17 protein-coding genes, 1 other RNA gene and 1 pseudogene are annotated in these 18376 nt (G+C 64.2%); 14 read left to right on the forward strand and 5 right to left on the reverse strand.

All coding sequences use genetic code 11. The features are described from left to right. Positions 1-16: 16 nt before the first annotated feature. Positions 17-396: a transfer-messenger RNA gene (gene ssrA, locus KZO25_RS17890) on the reverse strand. A 98-nt stretch (positions 397-494) separates the two neighbouring features. Further along, complete coding sequence (smpB, locus tag KZO25_RS17895; RefSeq protein ID WP_043511136.1) at positions 495-986, reverse strand: SsrA-binding protein SmpB; 492 nt, start codon at positions 984-986, stop codon at positions 495-497. Between the two features lie 128 nt (positions 987-1114). Between smpB and KZO25_RS17900 the strand changes: the two genes are divergently transcribed. Both KZO25_RS17900 and KZO25_RS17905 read left to right on the forward strand, forming a co-directional pair. Beyond that, positions 1115-1549 (forward strand): type II toxin-antitoxin system RatA family toxin, encoded by a 435-nt coding sequence (locus KZO25_RS17900; protein ID WP_223137996.1) that lies wholly within the window; start codon positions 1115-1117, stop codon positions 1547-1549. Continuing rightward, entirely contained in the window at positions 1539-1856 is a 318-nt protein-coding gene (locus KZO25_RS17905) for an RnfH family protein (protein WP_223137997.1), read from the forward strand. The genes KZO25_RS17900 and KZO25_RS17905 overlap by 11 nt, the downstream gene beginning before the upstream one ends. Before the next feature lie 34 nt (positions 1857-1890). On the opposite strand, the gene KZO25_RS17910 is transcribed toward KZO25_RS17905, so the two are convergent. After that, positions 1891-2376, reverse strand: coding sequence for an outer membrane protein assembly factor BamE (locus tag KZO25_RS17910; protein ID WP_066451874.1), 486 nt, complete (start codon positions 2374-2376; stop codon positions 1891-1893). 72 nt (positions 2377-2448) lie between these two features. On the opposite strand from KZO25_RS17910, the gene fur reads away from it, so the two are divergent. Beyond that, positions 2449-2865 (forward strand): ferric iron uptake transcriptional regulator, encoded by a 417-nt coding sequence (gene fur, locus KZO25_RS17915; protein WP_066452422.1) that lies wholly within the window; start codon positions 2449-2451, stop codon positions 2863-2865. 134 nt (positions 2866-2999) lie between these two features. Here the strand turns inward: fur and recN are convergent, their stop codons facing one another. Continuing rightward, positions 3000-4676: a DNA repair protein RecN gene (recN, locus tag KZO25_RS17920; RefSeq protein WP_223137998.1), complete on the reverse strand. Its 1677-nt coding sequence runs from the start codon at positions 4674-4676 to the stop codon at positions 3000-3002. 254 nt (positions 4677-4930) lie between these two features. Here recN and grpE point away from each other — a divergent pair, with 254 nt between their 5' ends. The 3 genes from grpE to dnaJ all read left to right on the forward strand — a co-directional run bounded on the left by grpE (position 4931) and on the right by dnaJ (position 8877). Continuing rightward, complete coding sequence (gene grpE / locus KZO25_RS17925) at positions 4931-5560, forward strand: nucleotide exchange factor GrpE (protein WP_066451872.1); 630 nt, start codon at positions 4931-4933, stop codon at positions 5558-5560. A 121-nt stretch (positions 5561-5681) separates the two neighbouring features. Next, positions 5682-7616 (forward strand): molecular chaperone DnaK, encoded by a 1935-nt coding sequence (dnaK, locus tag KZO25_RS17930; protein ID WP_066451871.1) that lies wholly within the window; start codon positions 5682-5684, stop codon positions 7614-7616. Positions 7617-7722: 106 nt separating this feature from the next. Then, a complete protein-coding gene (gene dnaJ, locus KZO25_RS17935; protein ID WP_223137999.1) occupies positions 7723-8877 on the forward strand; it encodes a molecular chaperone DnaJ in 1155 nt (384 codons plus the stop codon). 68 nt (positions 8878-8945) lie between these two features. Here dnaJ and KZO25_RS17940 read toward each other — a convergent pair whose 3' ends face one another. After that, on the reverse strand, positions 8946-9890 hold the full coding sequence (locus KZO25_RS17940) for an HNH endonuclease (protein WP_223138000.1): 945 nt from the start codon (positions 9888-9890) through the stop codon (positions 8946-8948). A gap of 145 nt (positions 9891-10035) precedes the next feature. Between KZO25_RS17940 and KZO25_RS17945 the strand changes: the two genes are divergently transcribed. The 8 genes and pseudogenes from KZO25_RS17945 to greA all read left to right on the forward strand — a co-directional run bounded on the left by KZO25_RS17945 (position 10036) and on the right by greA (position 18350). Next, on the forward strand, positions 10036-10317 hold the full coding sequence (locus KZO25_RS17945; RefSeq protein WP_223138001.1) for a DUF2218 domain-containing protein: 282 nt from the start codon (positions 10036-10038) through the stop codon (positions 10315-10317). Next, positions 10314-11225 (forward strand): DMT family transporter, encoded by a 912-nt coding sequence (locus KZO25_RS17950; RefSeq protein WP_262489122.1) that lies wholly within the window; start codon positions 10314-10316, stop codon positions 11223-11225. Before KZO25_RS17945 ends, KZO25_RS17950 begins: the two co-directional genes overlap by 4 nt. A 417-nt stretch (positions 11226-11642) precedes the next feature. After that, a pseudogene (locus tag KZO25_RS20250) lies at positions 11643-11760 on the forward strand (type II toxin-antitoxin system RelE/ParE family toxin); the annotation flags it as partial. A 25-nt stretch (positions 11761-11785) separates the two neighbouring features. Next, complete coding sequence (locus KZO25_RS17955) at positions 11786-12088, forward strand: HigA family addiction module antitoxin (protein WP_066451865.1); 303 nt, start codon at positions 11786-11788, stop codon at positions 12086-12088. Positions 12089-12140: 52 nt separating this feature from the next. After that, positions 12141-12944 carry a 4-hydroxy-tetrahydrodipicolinate reductase gene (gene dapB, locus KZO25_RS17960; RefSeq protein ID WP_066451864.1) on the forward strand — a complete coding sequence of 268 codons (804 nt, stop codon included), beginning with the start codon at positions 12141-12143 and terminating at the stop codon, positions 12942-12944. Between the two features lie 427 nt (positions 12945-13371). Further along, positions 13372-14526, forward strand: a complete 1155-nt coding sequence (gene carA, locus KZO25_RS17965; protein ID WP_201025424.1) for a glutamine-hydrolyzing carbamoyl-phosphate synthase small subunit — start codon at positions 13372-13374, stop codon at positions 14524-14526. A 105-nt stretch (positions 14527-14631) separates the two neighbouring features. Further along, on the forward strand, positions 14632-17877 hold the full coding sequence (gene carB, locus KZO25_RS17970) for a carbamoyl-phosphate synthase large subunit (protein WP_223138002.1): 3246 nt from the start codon (positions 14632-14634) through the stop codon (positions 17875-17877). After that, on the forward strand, positions 17874-18350 hold the full coding sequence (greA, locus tag KZO25_RS17975; protein ID WP_066451861.1) for a transcription elongation factor GreA: 477 nt from the start codon (positions 17874-17876) through the stop codon (positions 18348-18350). Before carB ends, greA begins: the two co-directional genes overlap by 4 nt. Positions 18351-18376 lie beyond the last annotated feature (26 nt).

Here is an 18376-nt window from a genome sequence, read left to right on the forward strand (position 1 = left end):
GATTCGTCTAGCTAATTGGTGGAGGCGGCGGGAATTGAACCCGCGTCCGCCGGTACTCGCTCTTCGGCTCTACATGCTTAGGTCCGTTTTTTGATTTAACGCATCTGGCTCCAACGGGCAGGATCCAGCTACGCGATTCCTCTAAGATTTAGCGACTGGCGAGAGGACACCACCAACCGCGATCCCATCATTTTTAGCTCATATCCCGTCCGCAATGAATGGGCACATCGCTTCGGGGCCGGGCTAGAAGCTAACAGCTATTAAGCTGCCAGCGCGCCCTGAGCGTAGTTGTCGTCGTTTGCGACTATTTAGTCGTGATGTTGGATTTACGAGATACATCACGCTCTCGGCATGCACCTAGGAGGTTGTCACCGGCGTCGAAGCCATGTCGCCCCCGTAGCAGGCCCATCATATCAGCATGGGCAATTGTGTGACACCTGTTTGCAGGGTGGGTTCCGTCGTTTCGCGATAGATCGATTCCCCCCTGCGGCCGGTCAGGCCTTGGTCTGTTCCCGCATGATGCGGCCCTTCTGACGCTGCCAGTCCCGGTCCTTCTCGGTGGCGCGCTTGTCGTGGAGCTTCTTGCCGGTCACCAGAGCCAGTTCGCACTTGACCTTGTTGCCCTTCCAGTAGAGCTTCAGCGGCACGCAGGTGTGCCCCTTCTCCTGGGTGCGCGAGAAGATCTTGGCGATCTCCTTGCGGTGCAGCAGCAGCTTGCGGGTGCGCGTGGGATCGGCCAGCACATGGGTGCTGGCGGTGTTGAGCGGCATGATGTGGCAGCCAAGCAGCCACGCCTCCGCATCCTTGATCAAGATGTAGGTGTCGGTGAGCTGTGCCTTGCCGGCGCGAAGGCTTTTCACTTCCCAGCCGGCCAGGACCAGCCCGGCCTCGAAGGTCTCGTCGATGTGATACTCGAAGCGCGCCTTCTTGTTCTGGGCGATGGTGCTGCTGCCTGGGCCCTTGCCCTTGGCTTTCTTGTTGGCCATGGTACCTCGTATCGTGTTCGGCCTTTGGCTAGCTCCCCTTCGATATGGGGGGAAGCGTGATACCATTCAAGGCATGAAATAACCGCTCATGATACGCCCTGGGCACTGTGAAGTCAGCGGAGAGCTCCATGCCAACGGTCAATCGTTCCGCCCTGGTGCGGCACACCCCTCGGAACATGTTCGAACTGGTCAACGACTTCGAGCGCTACCCGGAGTTTTTGCCGGGCTGCCGTCGGGCACGGCTGCTCGAACGCGATGAATCGCACCTCATCGGCGAAATGACCCTGGGCCGGGCCGGCATAGAGCAGAGCTTTACTACCCGCAACGACCTCATCGAGCCTGAGCGCATCGAGATGTCACTGGTGAGCGGTCCCTTCAAGCGGCTTCGCGGCCGCTGGTTGTTCCTGCCCATGGGCGATGATTCCTGCAAGGTCAGCCTGGAACTCGAGTTCGAATTCGCCAATCGCCTGCTGGGGATGGCCTTCGGCAAGCTGTTCCAGCAGGTGGCCGGACAGCTGGTGGACTCCTTCACTCGCCGGGCCGATGAAGTCTATGGCCGTTAGCGAAGGGCGTATTCACGTCGAGGTGGCCTTTGCGCTGCCCGAGAAGCAGCGCATCGTCGAGCTGGACGTGGCCGAGGGCACCACGGTGCGCCAGGCCGTGGCCCAGGCCGAGCTGGCCAGGCATTTCCCGGAAGTGGCGGCCGACACCTTCGAACGTGCCGACCTGGGCATCTTCGGCAAACCGGTACGGGACCCCGACTCGCAGCTTCTGCGGGAAGGGGATCGGGTCGAGGTCTACCGCTCCCTTGAGATCGACCCCAAGGCGGCCCGTGCCGAGCGCGCGGCGCGCGCTCGGCAGTCAACCTGACCCTTCACGGGTATACCCTTTTGCCGGGTTTCGACTAGAGCTCCAGCGGCTCTGTCGTGGCGGGTTCGCCACCGCGTGGCAGCGTGCCGCCTGCATCCGGCGCGGAGCGAGGCGCTGCTTCCGGCTGGGTCTCCGGCAGCTCTCCCATGGGGCTGGCGCCATCGACAGCCGGGCCAACGTCATCCTGAGCGCGGAGCTGAATATCCTCGGACAGGTCGCCTCGCTGATTGATATCGACCAGGCGGTCATTATCAAAGGTCAGCGTCACACGGCGCTGCTGGACGCCGCCATACGCCTTGTCGAGCCGGAAGATGTAGTCCCACTGGCTGGCGTCGAAAGGCGCTTCCAGCAGTGGGCGTCCCATGACACCCACGACTTGGCTGCGGCTCATGCCGGGTTGCAGCTGTTCGACCATGCCTTCGGTAATGTAATTACCCTGGGCCAGGTCGCGCTTGTACACACAGCCACTGACCAGGGTCAGGGCGAGGATAAGAGTGGCGGTCTTGATCAGCTTTTGCATTTGGGTCCGTTCTTCACTATCGTGGATTCGGTCGATCATACCCGACCCTACCTGATACTGCGAAGAGCGAACATGGCCGACCAGAACCATGAACTGCGCAAGGCGGGCCTCAAGGTCACCTTGCCCCGCGTGAAGATCCTGCAGATCCTCGAGAATGCCACAGGCCAACACCACCTGAGTGCCGAGGATGTGTACAAGTCACTGCTGGATGCTGGCGAAGACGTTGGTCTCGCCACCGTCTATCGTGTGCTGACCCAGTTCGAGTCGGCCGGCTTGGTGATTCGCCACAATTTCGACGGCGGCCATGCCGTGTTCGAGATTTCCCAGGAAGAGCACCATGACCATATGGTGTGCCTGGACAGCGGTGAAATCATCGAGTTCTTCGACGAGACCATCGAGCGTCGCCAGAAAGAGATCGCCGAAGAGCATGGCTTCGAGCTCGTCGATCACGCCCTGGTGCTCTACGTGCGCCCCCGCGGCTCTGTCTGATCCGTCGTAGCGCACCAGTGGTGTTCCAGACATAGCCGGGCCATTTGGCAGGCTTGACAGCGACCCCGCTCCGAAAGGTGCGGGGTCGCTGTCGTCTAGGCGGTGGATGGTGCTGGGAGCCTGGAAGGTGGCGCTCAGTGGTGTGCGTTCTGCTGGCTGCCGTCGAGCATCTCCCGGGCGTGGGCCAGGGTGCGGTCGGAGAGGTTGACCCCGCCCAGCATGCGCGCCAGTTCGGTGACCCGCCCGGCCTCGTCGAGTAGCGCCATGCGCGTCTGGGTGGTGTTGCGCTTCGCCTGCTTCTCGATATGCAGATGATGATGGGCCTGGGCTGCCACCTGGGGCAGGTGGGTCACCGTCATTACCTGCCCGCCGGTGCCGAGCCGTCGCAACAGCTGGCCGACGATCTCTGCGGTGGCGCCCGAGACACCGACATCCACCTCGTCGAAGACGAGGCTGGGAATGGTCGAGTGGCGTGCCGCCACCACCTGGATTGCCAGGCTGATGCGCGACAGCTCGCCGCCGGAAGCCACCTTGGAGAGCGGGCGAGGCGGTTGGCCTGGGTTGGCGCTGATCAGGAAGCGAACGCCCTCCAGGCCATCGGCGGCCGGCAGCTCGCGGGCTTCCACTTCAACCTCGAAGCGCGCCTTGCCCATGGCCAGGAAGGCCAATTGCTCCTGTACCGCCTTGCCGAACCGGGTGGCCGCCTTCTGCCGCGCCTCGCTGACGCTACGGGCCTGCTGGCGCCAGGTATCGCGCAGGGCCTCCACCTCCGCACGCAGCGCTTCCAGGTCGTGCTCTCCTCCCTCCAGGCCTTCCAGCTCCGCCTGCAGCCGCCGGTGCAGGCTGGGCAGCTCTTCGGGCATGATGTGATGCTTGCGAGCGATGCGATGGACTTCGCTCAGCCGCGACTCCACCCAGGCCAGCTGCTCCGGGTCCAGCTCGGTGGTATCCACGAAGCGGTGCAGCTCCCGTGCCGCCTCTTCGATCTGGATGCGAGCCTCGCCCAGCATGCTCAGCGCCTCGGCCAGCCCACCCTGGGAATGGCCCGGCAGCACGCCAAGGCGGCTGGTCGCCTGATGCAGCAGCGCAAGTGCGCCGCCGTCGTCGCTGTCGCAGCAATCGGCGGCGAACTGGGCCTCGCGAATCGTCTCCTCGGCATGGGCGAGCTGCTCCTGTTCGTGCTCCAGGGTCGCCAGCTCGTCGTCTCCCAGGGCCAGAGCGTCCAGCTCCTCGACCTGATAGCGCAGCAGCTGTCGCCGCGCCTGCACTTCGTCGCCGCTTTCGGCCAGACGCTTGAGCCGGCGGCGCGCGGCCTGCCAACTGCGGAAGGTTTCGGCCAGTTCGGCCACCGCCGTGCGCTGGCCGGCGAAGTCATCGAGTAGGCGCAGGTGGGTCTCCTCGCGAAGCAGCGCCTGATGGGCGTGCTGGCCGTGAATTTCCACCAGATGCTCGCCCAGCGCCTTGAGGTCGGCGATGGTTGCCGGCTGACCGTTGATCCATGCCTTGGAGCGGCCCGCAGCGGTCACCACGCGGCGCAGCAGGCAATCGTCTGCGGGCAGTTCGCGCTCCGTGAGCCAGGCGCGGGCGGCTGGCAGTGCAGCGATGTCGAAGCGGGCGCTGAGGTCGGCACGCTCGCAGCCATGGCGAATACTGCCGGCGTCGGCGCGCTCGCCCAGGCACAGGCCCAGGGCGCCGAGCAGGATCGACTTGCCGGCCCCGGTCTCACCGGTAATGGCGGTCATGCCACCGGCAAGCTCAAGGTCGAGGCGGTCAACGATGGCGTAGTCACGAATGGCAAGCTGAGTCAGCATCTTTCCTCCCGGCACCTTAGGCTCTCGCCAGCGCGTTGCGACAGCTGGTCTGAGCGGCAGGCTGGATATTCATACACCTTTATTGGGTTTTTATACAGTAGACCAGTCTCTCTCTCAATGCACATGTCAATTCCTTGGCCATTTATTCTTGAGTTTCTGGCCACGGCCCCCATATAGGCGGCAGATTGCGATGCTATCGCCAACCCGAATGCTGTTCGGCCCGCGGGGCCGATTCACCGTTTCAGGAGATGTTCATGGCTAAAGAACCCCAGACCCCGCTGGACGACGAGCTGGCAAGGCGCGAAGAGGAGGCCGAACCGCAGCCTGTAGAGGGCACGCTGGAAGATGAAGCCATCGAGGCGGCCGAGGAAGCCGAGGCCCTGGGCGAGCAGGCCGAAGTGGGCGACAACCCCGAGGCCGAGATGCTGGCCGCCCAGGTTGCGGAGCTCGAGGAGAGCCTGGCCGAGGCCAAGGACCAGGTGCTGCGCACGGCTGCCGAGGCGCAGAACGTGCGCCGGCGCGCCGAGCAGGAGGCCGAGAAGGCGCGCAAGTTTGCCCTCGAGAAATTCGTGAAGGAGCTGCTCCCGGTGGTCGACAGCCTGGAGAAGGCACTGGAGGCCATGGGTGATGATGCCAGCGAGGCCCACCGCGAGGGTGTGTCCATGACCTTGAAGATGCAGCACGACGTGCTGGGCAAGTTTGGCGTCGAGTCGGTTGACCCGCAGGGTGAGCCCTTCGACCCCCAGTACCACGAGGCCATGGCCATGGTGCCCAACCCCGAGCTCGAACCCAACAGCGTGATGGAAGTGATGCAGAAGGGCTACCTGCTCAATGGGCGCCTGGTGCGTCCGGCGATGGTGGTGGTCAGCAAGGCTGCCGGCTGAGTTTACACATCGGAATCGGGGGCAGGACTTGAAATAAGAGACTCTGCCCCCCAGATAGACGACAACCCCGCGGCAAGCGCCGCAGAGACGAATTCAAGCAACGACTTTTCGAGGATTTCCTATGGGACGCATCATCGGTATTGACCTGGGGACCACCAACTCCTGTGTGGCCGTGCTCGACGGCGACAGCGCCAAGGTGATCGAGAACGCCGAAGGTACTCGCACCACGCCTTCCATCATCGCCTACACCGATGATGGGGAGATCCTGGTGGGGCAGTCGGCCAAGCGCCAGGCGGTCACCAACCCCGAGAACACACTTTACGCCATCAAGCGCCTGATCGGCCGTCGCTTCAAGGACGATGTCGTCCAGAAAGACATCAAGATGGTGCCCTACGGCATCACCGAGGCCGACAACGGCGACGCCTGGGTGGAAGTGAAGGGCAAGAAGCTGGCACCGCCGCAGGTCAGCGCCGAAGTGCTGAAGAAAATGAAGAAGACAGCGGAAGACTACCTGGGTGAAGAAGTCACCGAGGCGGTCATTACCGTGCCGGCCTACTTCAACGACAGCCAGCGCCAGGCCACCAAGGATGCCGGCCGCATTGCCGGCCTCGAGGTCAAGCGCATCATCAACGAGCCCACGGCGGCGGCGCTGGCCTACGGCATGGACAAGGCGCGCGGGGACAAGACCATTGCGGTCTACGACCTGGGCGGCGGTACCTTCGATATCTCCATCATCGAAGTGGCCGATGTCGACGGCGAGACCCAGTTCGAGGTGCTGGCCACCAACGGCGACACCTTCCTGGGCGGCGAAGACTTCGACATGCACCTGATCAACTATCTGGTCGATCAGTTCAAGTCCGACAGCGGCATCGATCTCTCCGGCGACAACCTGGCCATGCAGCGCCTCAAGGAAGCCGCCGAGAAGGCCAAGATCGAGCTCTCCAGCGCCCAGCAGACCGACGTCAACCTGCCCTACATCACTGCCGACAACACCGGCCCGAAGCACCTCAACGTCAAGGTGACCCGGGCCAAGCTGGAGTCGCTGGTGGAGGATCTGGTCCAGCGCTCCCTGGGGCCGTGCAAGACCGCGCTCGCCGATGCAGGCCTGTCGGCCTCCGAGATCGACGACGTGATCCTGGTCGGCGGTCAGACCCGCATGCCGATGGTGCAGAAGAAGGTCGCTGACTTCTTCGGCAAGGAAGCCCGCAAGGACGTCAACCCTGACGAGGCCGTGGCCGTGGGTGCGGCAATCCAGGGCGGCGTGCTGGGCGGCGACGTCAAGGACGTGCTGCTGCTCGACGTCACCCCGCTGACGCTCGGCATCGAGACCCTGGGCGGCGTGATGACCCCGCTGATCGAGAAGAACACCACCATCCCGACCAAGAAGACCCAGACCTTCTCGACCGCGGATGACAACCAGACCGCCGTGACCATCCACGTGCTGCAGGGTGAGCGCAAGCAGGCGGGCGGCAACAAGTCGCTGGGCCGCTTCGACTTGGCCGACATTCCGCCGGCACCCCGTGGCGTGCCGCAGATCGAGGTCGCCTTCGACCTGGACGCCAACGGTATCCTCAACGTGTCCGCCAAGGACAAGGCCACCGGCAAGGAGCAGTCGATCGTGATCAAGGCCTCCAGCGGCCTGTCCGACGACGAGATCGAGCAGATGGTTCGCGATGCCGAGGCCCATGCCGACGAGGACAAGAAGTTCGAGGAGCTGGTGGCGCTGCGCAACCAGGCCGACGGCATGGTCCACGCCGCTCGCAAGACGGTGCAGGAAGCCGGCGAGCACGCCACCGACGAGGAAAAGCAGGCCATCGAGACGGCTGCCTCCGAGCTTGAAGAGGCGCTCAAGGGCGACGACAAGGACGACATCCAGGCCAAGCTGGACACCCTGACCGAAGCCTCCGGCAACCTGGCCCAGAAGATGTATGCCGCCCAGGCCGAGGCTGCTCAGCAGGGCGGTGGTGAAGAGGGCCAGGAGCCTGGCGCCAAGCAGGAAGATGACGTGGTCGACGCCGAATACGAAGAAGTCAACGACGACCAGAAGAAGCCGTAATCGTCGAGGGTATGCCACGGCCGGCGGCAGCGCGGGGGGATGACTCCCGCGTTGCCGTTTCCGCGGATCAGGCGATAACTGCCTAGACCAGGAGGCGCATGGACCCATGTCCAAACGCGATTATTACGAAGTGCTCGGCGTCGAGCGCGGGGCCGACACGAAAGACATCAAGAAGGCCTACCGGCGCCTGGCACAGAAATACCATCCGGACCGTAATCCGGATGACGAGAGTTCGGCCGAGCGGTTTCGAGAGGTCTCGGAAGCCTACGAGGTCCTGAGCGACAGCGAGAAGCGTGCCGCCTACGACCAGTTCGGCCATGCCGGCGTCGACGGCCAGGCCGGCGGTTTCGGTGGCGGCGGCTTCGGCGGTGGTGCGGGAGCCGGCGGCTTCAGCGACATCTTCGGCGACGTCTTCGGCGACATCTTCGGCGGTGGCGGTGGCCGGCGCAGCCCCCATGCGCCGCAGCGGGGCAGTGACCTGCGCTACAACCTGGAGCTGGACCTGGAGAGCGCGGTTTCCGGCACCACCGTCGATATCCGCGTGCCCCGCCACGTGGAGTGCGACCGCTGCGACGGCCAGGGTGCCGAGCCGGGCTCCAGCAAGGAGACCTGCCCCACCTGTAACGGCCACGGCCAGGTGCGCATGCAGCAGGGCTTCTTCGCCGTGCAGCAGACCTGCCCCACCTGCCACGGCAACGGTGTGCATATCAAGGTGCCCTGCCACAAGTGCCACGGCGAAGGCCGCGTGCGCGAGACCCGCACCCTGTCGGTGAAGATCCCGGCAGGCGTGGATACCGGCGATCGCATCCGGCTCAACGGCGAGGGCGAGTCCGGCGTCAACGGCGGGCCCCCGGGCGATCTCTACGTGCAGGTGGCGATCAAGCCGCACCACATCTTCCAGCGCGACGGCAAGCACCTGCACTGCGACGTGCCGATCAACTTCATCGACGCCGCACTCGGCGGCGAGCTGGAAGTGCCGACGCTGGACGGCCGGGTCAAGCTCAAGATCCCGGCTGAAACCCAGACCGGCCGGCTGTTCCGCCTGCGCGGCAAGGGCGTCAAGCCGGTGCGCGGCGGCCCGCCCGGGGACCTGCTGTGCAAGGTGGTGGTCGAGACACCGGTCAATCTCAACGACGAGCAGAAGGACCTGCTGCGCCAGCTTCAGGAGAGCCTGGGGGGCACCAACAGCGCCCACCACTCGCCCAAGAAGAGCGGCTTCTTCGACGGCGTGAAGAAGTTCTTCGAGGACATGAAGCCGTAGCAAAGGTGGTCGCGCACAAGAGACACCGCCCCGGTATCTCTCGATGCCGGGGCGGTGTCGTTTTCAACTCAGCGTTGCAGGTGATCTAGTCGCCAGGTCAGCGCGCCCTGGGCCGGATGCCAGCGGCTGTCGCGGGGCAAGGCCAGCGGGTGGCCGTCCAACTCGCAGAGCCAACGGTTATCCGACACCAGTGCATCGATGGTGGGGCTGACGTGCCACTTGTGATCCGGCCCTGGTGCAATGAGGTGATTGTCCATGGCCCAGTGCAGATTGGGAGTGAGTGCCAGTCCGTTGGTGGGATGGTCGTCCTGACTCTCGGCGAAGGGCACCAAGTGAGCGGCCTCGACCAGGTAACGGTAATCAGGCGAAATGTAGCGTAGGCGGCTGGCCGCGCATCGATAATCGTAGGCTTCCAGTACCAGTGAGCGGAATGCGGCTGAGCGCGCTTGGAGCTGGCTGGCCTCATGTACTCCTTCTGCCAGTCTCTCGGGGTTCTTTTCGTATTCGCCACTTGAGAAAGCCAGGCCAAGGTAGTCGTGAAGTGCCTGCTGTGCGGCTGGGGAGTGCCCAAAGTATTGGCCTATCACTACGGCCGCAGCTTCAAAAGCCAAAGGCTTATCCTGTGCTGCGCGAAAGAGAGCGCTATCCAGGTCGGCGGCAACAAAGCGGTGTTCGATATCACTCATCGACTTAGGTTGGCCGAACTGCTTGGCGATCTTTTCCAGTTTGTCATGAAACACTGGTGCCCAGAGGCGGCCATTCGGTCCTGCATCCGATGACAGGTGCCATAACGGTAACCAGGGGTTGGCCTTCTGTCGCTCACCGGTTGCGATTTCGTATAGCTCGCAGTAACGCGTTACCAATCGGGTATCGATAGGGATTCGGCTTGAGGCGACATGACCCGCCTGGATCTCACAAATAAGAGCGAGAATCAGGCACGGTTTATTGGCGGCCGGTGCGCCCTTGCTTTGGCCCACTCGTAGCCGTGTCAGGCTCTTGAGTGCCGGGTTCATGCCGCCTCCCTGCTTCAGTATTGTAAACGTTTCGTTCAGCCTATCACGATGAGGCGAATATTCGCTGAAGAGTGGTGCTGCGTACTGGCATTGGCCATCCGCTCGTCTTAGTCTTGAGTTCAATCGAAAACGAATGGAGGTCGTCATGCCGATGTCGCGAACGGAGATCGCTACCGAGTCAGCTGCGAAGCTGATGAACCGGTTGTGCAAGCACTGGGCGCACAAGCTGGAGGTGGAGCAGGGCGAAGCCGAGAGCCGGGTGGTCTTCGAGGAGGGCTCCTGCCTGATGCAGGCCGAGCCGGGCAAGCTGGTGGTGGCCCTCGAGGCGCTGGAGGAGGAGAGCCTCGACCGCCTGGAGGGCGTGCTGGATGCCCACCTTCAGCGCATGGCGGGTGACGAGGATCTGGATATCGTCTGGGAAAATTGAACGTCACGGCGTCGCCCCGCGCCGCCCACCTGGGGATGCTGCTGTGGGCGGTACTGGTGGGGCTGTCGTTTCCCGCCGTCGAGCTGATGAGCCAGCTGCCGCCGCTGTCGCTGACCGCGCTGCGCTTCGCCATCGCCTGCGCGGGGCTCTGGTGGCTGGCGCGCCGCTCGGCCGATTTCCTGCCCTCCTGGCGGCTACTGCCCCTATACAGCCTGATGGGCCTCTGCCTGGCCGGTTTCTTCGGCGCCATGTTCTGGGCGGCACATCACGCCACGGCGCTCTCCATGGCGACGCTCTACGTCACCGTGCCGCTGCTGGCCTTTATGCTGGGGCTGGGCTTTCGCGTCGAGCGGTTGACCTGGCAACTGCCGGCGATTCTTGCGCTGGGCGCCATGGGGGCGCTGGGCCTGGCCGTTGCCGAGTCGATGGGGCATGGCGAAGGGCTCCAGTTCGGCATCGGCGAGGCGGTGTTCTTCCTCGGCTGTGTCTCCTCGGCGCTCTACCCGGTGCTGAGTAAGTGGGGGCTAGCCCATGGCTGGCTGCCGGAAGCGGCCTCGGTGCGTACCTTCTGGAGCCTGGGAATGGGCGGAGTATGGATCGGCCTGCTGGGGTTGGCGATAGAGCCCGCCGCCGAGCTCATGTCGATGCGCTGGCAGGACCTGCTGCTGGTGACCTACCTGGGGCTCTTCTCCAGTGCCCTGACCTTCTGGTTGATGCAGCGGGCCACCTCGGCGCTGACCCCCGGTCCCGTCACCGCCTACGGCTATCTGGTGCCCTTCGTCTCCATGCTGCTGCTGTTCATCACCGCGCCCGAACAGATCGGCTGGCACTGGCTGCCGGGCAGCCTGCTGGTGCTGACCGCCATTGCGCTGCTGCTGCGCAACGGGCGCAGCGAAGCGCCGTCATGAGTCGTCCGACGAGGCCGCGTTGGTTCGCAGGCGTGTGTCGGTGGCAGCCGTGGGTGGTCAGGTGGGTAATCCTGTTTGACGTATAACGCAGCGCGTAATGGCATGATGACATGATCGAGTCCTTTGCCTGCAAGCGAACGCAGCGACTTTTCGAGGGGGCGGGGTGCTCCAACTCATTTCGTGCCTTCCGGCGCCAGGCCGAGCGCAAGCTGCAACTGCTGGATTCGGCGACTACGCTGGATTTCTTGCGCTCGCCGCCCGGTAACCGTCTCGAGGGAAGTGCTGATTTATGTCGCGAGCGATGAGAGGCTGGCCGCCGCCGGAACGGAGAAGCCGGAGTTTACACAGCAGTAAATGAGGATTTTGAGTACCGCCGGCGGTCAGGATATCGAGCGCAGCAATAAATCAGCGTTTTCCGAGGCGCTGCGCGGTGCCAGGCAGGGCCAACAGCATTCGTATCAACGATCAGTGGAGAATCTGCTTTCGCTTCGAGAACGGGGCCGCCTTCGATGTCGAAATCGTGGATTATCACTGACCTCTGTCAAACAGGAGTTGCCATCATGATCAAGAATGGCATGCGACCTATCCATCCAGGCGAGATGCTGCGGGAAGACTATCTGGAGCCGCTGGGGATGAGCGTCAACGCCCTGGCACGTGAGCTGCGTGTGCCCTCGACCCGGTTGCACGAGATCGTCAAGGAGCGCCGTGCGATTTCGGCGGATACAGCCCTGCGTCTGGCGCGTTATTTCGGTGGTGATGCCCAGTCGTGGCTGAACCTTCAGGCAGCGTATGAGCTCAAGAGAGTCGAGCTCGATCATGGCGACGAGATCGAGCGCAGCGTATTGCCACGAGATGCAGCCTGAGCCTCTGGTATACTCGCGGCATCTTAACGCCACCGCATTTGCAGGAGTCCGCATGACCCGTATCGCCATCGTCGGCGTCGCCGGCCGCATGGGCCGCACCCTGGTCAACGCCGTGCAGCAGGATGCCGGAGCCACCCTGGCCGGCGGTATCGTCGAGCCGGGCAGTTCGCTGGCCGGTGCCGATATTGGTGAGCTGGCGGGCGTCGGCAGGCTGGGGGTGACGGCGGTGGACTCCCTCGAGGCCATCGTCGATGACTTCGACGTGCTGATCGACTTCACCAGCCCGCAGGTGACGCTGGCCAACCTGGCGTTCTGCGCCAAGCACGGCAAGCGGATCGTCATCGGCACCACCGGGCTCTCCGACGAGGAGCTGGCCGCGCTCGACGCCTACCGTGACAGGCTCCCGCTGGTCTTCGCGCCCAACATGAGCGTCGGGGTCAACCTGACGCTGAAGCTGCTGGAAACCGCGGCCCGGGCGCTGGGCGACGAGGGCTACGACATCGAGGTGATCGAGGCGCACCATCGCCACAAGGTGGATTCCCCCTCGGGCACCGCGCTGAAGATGGGCGAGGTGGTGGCCGAGAGCCTCGGCCGCACGCTCAAGGAGCACGGCGTCTTCGCCCGCGAAGGCCAGTGCGGGCCGCGCACGGACAAGGAAATCGGCTTCGCCACGGTGCGTGCCGGGGATATCGTCGGCGAGCACACGGTGATGTTCGCCACCGAGGGCGAGCGCATCGAGATCACCCACAAGGCGTCGAGCCGCATGACCTTCGCCAAGGGTGCGGTACGCGCGGCGCGCTGGGTGGCCGACCGGCCCAACGGCCGGTATGACATGCAGGATGTGCTTGGCCTCTGAACCTGTGGGGCGGCCGTCGACCGAGGGGCGCCGAGGACAGGCCGAAGAGGAGGTCCGATTCCAGGGATGGAATCGGTAGCGCCCAGGGATGGGTTCACAGCGCCTCCTCGGAGTCCTGTGCTCGGATCAGCCCCGGATCGTCAGCGTGGATATGAGGTTCAGGGTGCAAGATGGTAGCCAGGTGAGGCCGAATCCTGTAATATCCCCAAAATTTTGGCCGGGCGCCTGAAAATAGCAGTCATTACTGCGCGCTTGTTGCGTTTGCCAGCCCCCGAAGAATATGACAACAAGCGGGATGAAACCGGTTCTTTTATCGGCTTCGTCCCGCTTTTTTACGAGCCGAATCTGTCGCAGCGACGATAGCCGCGGAGCCTGCGCCCCTCAGGCTCCCACAGCATGGGAGGACCTTGTCTTGAACAGCCCCGCATTGAACAAACCCGCGATACTGGCCCTGGAAGATGGCAGTCTCTTTCACGGCACGGCCATCGGTGCCGATGGACAGACCAGCGGTGAGGTGGTGTTCAATACGGCCATGACCGGCTATCAGGAAATCCTCACCGACCCCTCCTATACCCGGCAGATCGTCACCCTCACCTACCCCCACATCGGCAATACCGGCGTCAACGCCGAGGATGTGGAGTCCGGCGCCATCGCCGCCGCGGGCCTGGTGATCCGCGACCTGCCGCTGATCGCCAGCAACTTCCGCTCCGAACAGTCGCTCTCCGACTACCTGAAGAGCCAGAACGTGCTCGGCATCGCCGATATCGATACCCGGCGGCTGACCCGCATCCTGCGCGACAAGGGTGCCCAGAACGGGGCGATCCTGGCCGGCGACCTGGCCTCCGGCGAAGACGCCGTCGAGCGCGCACTGGCGGCGGCGCGGGAGTTTCCCGGCCTCAAGGGCATGGACCTGGCCAAGGTGGTTTCCTGCCAGGCTCCCTACGAGTGGACCGAGGGCGAATGGACCCTGGGTGAGGGCTACGCCGACACCAGCCAGAGCGAGCGCCCCTTCCACGTGGTCGCCTACGACTACGGGGTGAAGCGCAACATCCTGCGCATGCTGGCCAGCCGCGGCTGCCGCCTGACCGTGGTGCCGGCCCAGACCCCCGCCGCCGAGGTGCTGGCCATGAACCCGGACGGTGTCTTCCTGGCCAACGGCCCCGGTGACCCCGAGCCCTGCGACTACGCCATCAAGGCGATCGGCGAGATCCTCGAGACCGACATCCCGGTCTTCGGCATCTGCCTGGGCCATCAGCTGCTGGCGCTGGCCAGCGGAGCGAAGACGGTGAAGATGGGGCTCGGCCACCACGGCGCCAACCATCCCGTGCAGGACCTCGACACCGGCCACGTGATGATCACCAGCCAGAACCACGGCTTTGCCGCCGAGGAGTCGACCCTGCCGGCCAACCTCCGTGCCACCCACCGTTCGCTGTTTGACGGTTCGCTGCAGGGCATCGAGCGCACCGACCGCCCGGCCTTCAGCTTCCAGGGCCACCCCGAGGCGAGCCCCGGACCCAAGGACGTGTCGCCGCTGTTCGACCGTTTCGTCGCCATGATGAAGGAGCGCCTCGCCACGCGCTGAATGAATCTGCCCGGTCAGCCCCAGGCCCCGCCGGGCATCGAACGCTTCAGCGGACTCTGCGAGAGCCGCCTCACTCGTTAGCCAACAATTTTCGCGGGAACCGTCATGCCCAAACGTACCGACATAAAGAGCATCCTCATCATCGGCGCCGGCCCCATCGTCATCGGCCAGGCGTGCGAGTTCGACTATTCCGGCGCCCAGGCCTGCAAGGCGCTGCGCGAGGAGGGCTACCGGGTCATCCTGGTCAACTCCAACCCGGCCACCATCATGACCGACCCGGCCATGGCCGATGCCACCTATATCGAGCCGATCACCTGGCAGACGGTGGAGAAGATCATCGAGGCCGAGCGTCCCGATGCCCTGCTGCCGACCATGGGTGGCCAGACGGCGCTCAACTGTGCGCTGCAGCTCGACGAGCACGGCGTGCTCGAGAAGTATGGCGTGGAGATGATCGGCGCCAACGCCGATGCCATCAACAAGGCCGAGGACCGCGACCTCTTCGACAAGGCGATGAAGAACATCGGCCTGGCGTGCCCCAAGGCCAAGGTGGCGCACTCCATGGCAGAGGCCTGGGAGATCCAGGCCGAGCTGGGCTTTCCCACCATCATCCGCCCCTCCTACACCATGGGTGGCTCCGGCGGTGGCGTGGCCTACAACAAGGAGGAGTTCGAGGAAATCTGCACCCGCGGCTTCGAGCTCTCCAACAACCATGAGCTGCTCATCGACGAGTCGCTGCTGGGGTGGAAGGAGTACGAGATGGAGGTCGTTCGGGACAAGAACGACAACTGCATCATCGTCTGCGCCATCGAGAACTTCGACCCCATGGGCGTGCATACCGGGGACTCCATCACCGTGGCCCCGGCCCAGACGCTGACCGACAAGGAATACCAGATCATGCGCGACGCATCGCTTGCGGTGCTGCGCGAGATCGGCGTCGAGACCGGCGGCTCCAACGTGCAGTTCGGCGTCGACCCAAGGACCGGGCGCATGGTGATCATCGAGATGAACCCGCGGGTGTCGCGCTCCTCGGCGCTGGCCTCCAAGGCCACCGGCTTCCCGATCGCCAAGATCGCCGCCAAGCTGGCCGTCGGCTATACCCTGGACGAGCTGCAGAACGACATCACCGGCGGGCGCACCCCGGCCTCCTTCGAGCCGGCCATCGACTACGTCGTCACCAAGATTCCGCGCTTCACCTTCGAGAAATTCCCCCAGGCCAACGACCGCCTCACCACCCAGATGAAATCGGTGGGCGAGGTCATGGCCATCGGCCGCACCTTCCAGGAGTCGCTGCAGAAGGCGCTGCGTGGCCTGGAGACCGGCAACGACGGGCTCGACCCCAAGTTTCCGGAGTGTAAGGCCGGCGAGTTCACCGACGATGCCATGGCGCATATCAAGGGCGAGCTGCAGGCCGCCGGCGCCGAGCGCATCTTCTTCATCGCCGACGCCATGCGCGCCGGCATGAGCGTCGACGAGATCTTCACCCTGACCAATATCGATCCCTGGTTCCTGGTGCAGATCGAGGAGCTGGTCAACATCGAGCAGCAGGTGAGCAAGCGTTCACTGTCCGACTTTACCCCCCGCGAGCTGTTCGGCCTCAAGCGCAAGGGCTTCAGCGATGCCCGCCTGGCGAGCCTGCTGGGCGTCGCCGAGAAGGAGTTCCGCAAGACCCGCCAGAAGGCCGGCATCCGCCCGGTCTACAAGCGGGTGGACACCTGTTCGGCGGAGTTCGTCTCGGACACCGCCTACATGTACTCCACCTACGAGGAGGAGTGTGAGGCCGAGGTCTCCGACCGCCAGAAGATCATGGTGCTGGGCGGCGGGCCCAACCGTATCGGCCAGGGCATCGAGTTCGACTACTGCTGCGTCCACGCCGCCTTCGCCATGCACGACGACGGCTATGAGACCATCATGGTCAACTGCAACCCGGAGACCGTCTCCACCGACTACGACACCTCCGACCGCCTCTACTTCGAGCCGGTCACCCTGGAGGACGTGCTGGAGATCGCCGACAAGGAGAAGCCGATCGGGGTGATCGTGCAGTTCGGCGGCCAGACGCCGCTCAAGCTGGCCCGAGAGCTCGAGGCCGCCGGCGTGCCGATCATCGGCACCACGCCGGACGCCATCGACCGTGCCGAGGACCGCGAGCGCTTCCAGCAGATGATCGATAAGCTGGGCCTCAAGCAGCCGCCCAACGCTACCGCGCGCAGCTTCGACGAGGCCTTCGCCAAGGCCGAGGCGATCGGCTACCCGCTGGTGGTGCGCCCCAGCTACGTGCTCGGCGGCCGTGCCATGGAGATCGTCTACGACGCCTCCGAGCTCGAGAACTACATGACCCACGCGGTGAAGGTCTCCAACGACTCGCCGGTGCTGCTCGACCACTTCCTCAATGCCGCCATCGAGATCGATATCGACGCCGTCTCCGACGGCCACCAGGTGGTGATCGGCGGCATCATGCAGCACATCGAGCAGGCCGGCGTTCATTCCGGTGACTCCGCCTGCGCGCTGCCCCCCTACTCGCTGCCCGCCGAGGTGCAGGACGAGATGCGCGAGCAGGTCAAGAAGATGGCCGTGGAACTCGGCGTGGTGGGCCTGATGAATGTGCAGCTGGCCTGGCAGGACGGCGAGATCTACGTCATCGAGGTCAACCCCCGCGCCTCGCGTACCGTGCCCTTCGTCTCCAAGTGCATCGGCATCTCCCTGGCGCAGATCGCCGCCCGCTGCATGGCGGGCAAGACCCTGGCCGAACAGGGCTTCGAGCGCGAGATCGTGCCGCACTTCTATAGCGTCAAGGAGGCGGTGTTCCCGTTCAACAAGTTCCCCGGGGTCGACCCCATCCTGTCGCCGGAGATGAAGTCCACCGGCGAGGTGATGGGCAGTGGCGACACCTTCGCCGAGGCCTTCTACAAGGCGCAGCTCGGCGCCGGCGAGGCGATTCCCGCCCTCACCGGGGAGCGCAAGGCGTTCCTCTCGGTGCGCGATCCGGACAAGTCGGGTGTTATCGAGGTGGCGCGTTCTCTGCTAGCATTAGGGTTCGGCCTGGTCGCCACTCGTGGCACCGCTGCGGCACTCGAAGCGGCAGGCCTCCCGTTCGACATCGTCAACAAGGTCTATGAAGGCCGGCCGCATATCGTCGATCTGCTCAAGAACGACGAAATCGCCTATATCGTCAATACCACCGAGGGCCGTCAGGCAATCAATGACTCCTCGGTGATCCGTCGTACCGCGCTCGCCCGCAAGGTGCCCTATGCCACGACCCTGGCAGGGGCCAGCGCCGTTTGCATGGCGCTCGAATATGGCGATGCCATTACAGTACGTCGGTTACAGGAACTGCATGCAGGAGCTACGCAATGAACAAGGTCCCCATGACCGTTGCCGGCGAGGCACGCCTGCGCAAGGAGCTGGAATATCTGAAAGGCGAGGCGCGCCCCAAGGTGATCGCCGATATCGCCGAGGCGCGTGAGCACGGTGATCTCAAGGAGAACGCCGAGTACCACGCCGCCCGCGAGCAGCAGGGCTTTATCGAAGGGCGCATCAAGGAGATCGAGAGCAAGCTCTCGGCGGCCCAGGTGATCGATGTCATGAAGCTGCCGCAGACGGGCAAGGTGATCTTCGGCGTCACCGTCGAGCTGATCAACCTCAACAATGACGAGACGGTGACCTACCAGATCGTCGGCGAGGACGAGGCCGAGATCAAGGCCGGCAAGATATCGGTGACCTCGCCCATCGCCCGCGCCCTGATCGGCAAGGAGGAGGGCGACGTGGTGGTGGTGAACACCCCGGGCGGCGAAGTGGAATACGAGATTGCCGGCGTCGAGCACCGCTGAGCCGGCGCCAAGCGAACAACCCCCGG

Origin of the sequence: Halomonas sp. ANAO-440 (genome assembly GCF_019915905.1) — a bacterium.
Lineage (GTDB): Bacteria > Pseudomonadota > Gammaproteobacteria > Pseudomonadales > Halomonadaceae > Halomonas > Halomonas chromatireducens.

Bases quoted from the DNA above. Each gene is read 5' to 3' on its own strand.
- dapB (WP_066451864.1), top strand. From the start codon at position 12,141: ATGACCCGTATCGCCATCGTCGGCGTCGCCGGCCGCATGGGCCGCACC.
- KZO25_RS17900 (WP_223137996.1), top strand. From the start codon at position 1,115: ATGCCAACGGTCAATCGTTCCGCCCTGGTGCGGCACACCCCTCGGAAC.
- KZO25_RS17905 (WP_223137997.1), top strand. From the start codon at position 1,539: ATGGCCGTTAGCGAAGGGCGTATTCACGTCGAGGTGGCCTTTGCGCTG.
- recN (WP_223137998.1), bottom strand. From the start codon at position 4,676: ATGCTGACTCAGCTTGCCATTCGTGACTACGCCATCGTTGACCGCCTC.
- dnaJ (WP_223137999.1), top strand. From the start codon at position 7,723: ATGTCCAAACGCGATTATTACGAAGTGCTCGGCGTCGAGCGCGGGGCC.
- KZO25_RS17945 (WP_223138001.1), top strand. From the start codon at position 10,036: ATGCCGATGTCGCGAACGGAGATCGCTACCGAGTCAGCTGCGAAGCTG.
- KZO25_RS17955 (WP_066451865.1), top strand. From the start codon at position 11,786: ATGATCAAGAATGGCATGCGACCTATCCATCCAGGCGAGATGCTGCGG.
- dnaK (WP_066451871.1), top strand. From the start codon at position 5,682: ATGGGACGCATCATCGGTATTGACCTGGGGACCACCAACTCCTGTGTG.
- grpE (WP_066451872.1), top strand. From the start codon at position 4,931: ATGGCTAAAGAACCCCAGACCCCGCTGGACGACGAGCTGGCAAGGCGC.
- greA (WP_066451861.1), top strand. From the start codon at position 17,874: ATGAACAAGGTCCCCATGACCGTTGCCGGCGAGGCACGCCTGCGCAAG.
- fur (WP_066452422.1), top strand. From the start codon at position 2,449: ATGGCCGACCAGAACCATGAACTGCGCAAGGCGGGCCTCAAGGTCACC.
- KZO25_RS17910 (WP_066451874.1), bottom strand. From the start codon at position 2,376: ATGCAAAAGCTGATCAAGACCGCCACTCTTATCCTCGCCCTGACCCTG.
- carB (WP_223138002.1), top strand. From the start codon at position 14,632: ATGCCCAAACGTACCGACATAAAGAGCATCCTCATCATCGGCGCCGGC.
- KZO25_RS17940 (WP_223138000.1), bottom strand. From the start codon at position 9,890: ATGAACCCGGCACTCAAGAGCCTGACACGGCTACGAGTGGGCCAAAGC.
- smpB (WP_043511136.1), bottom strand. From the start codon at position 986: ATGGCCAACAAGAAAGCCAAGGGCAAGGGCCCAGGCAGCAGCACCATC.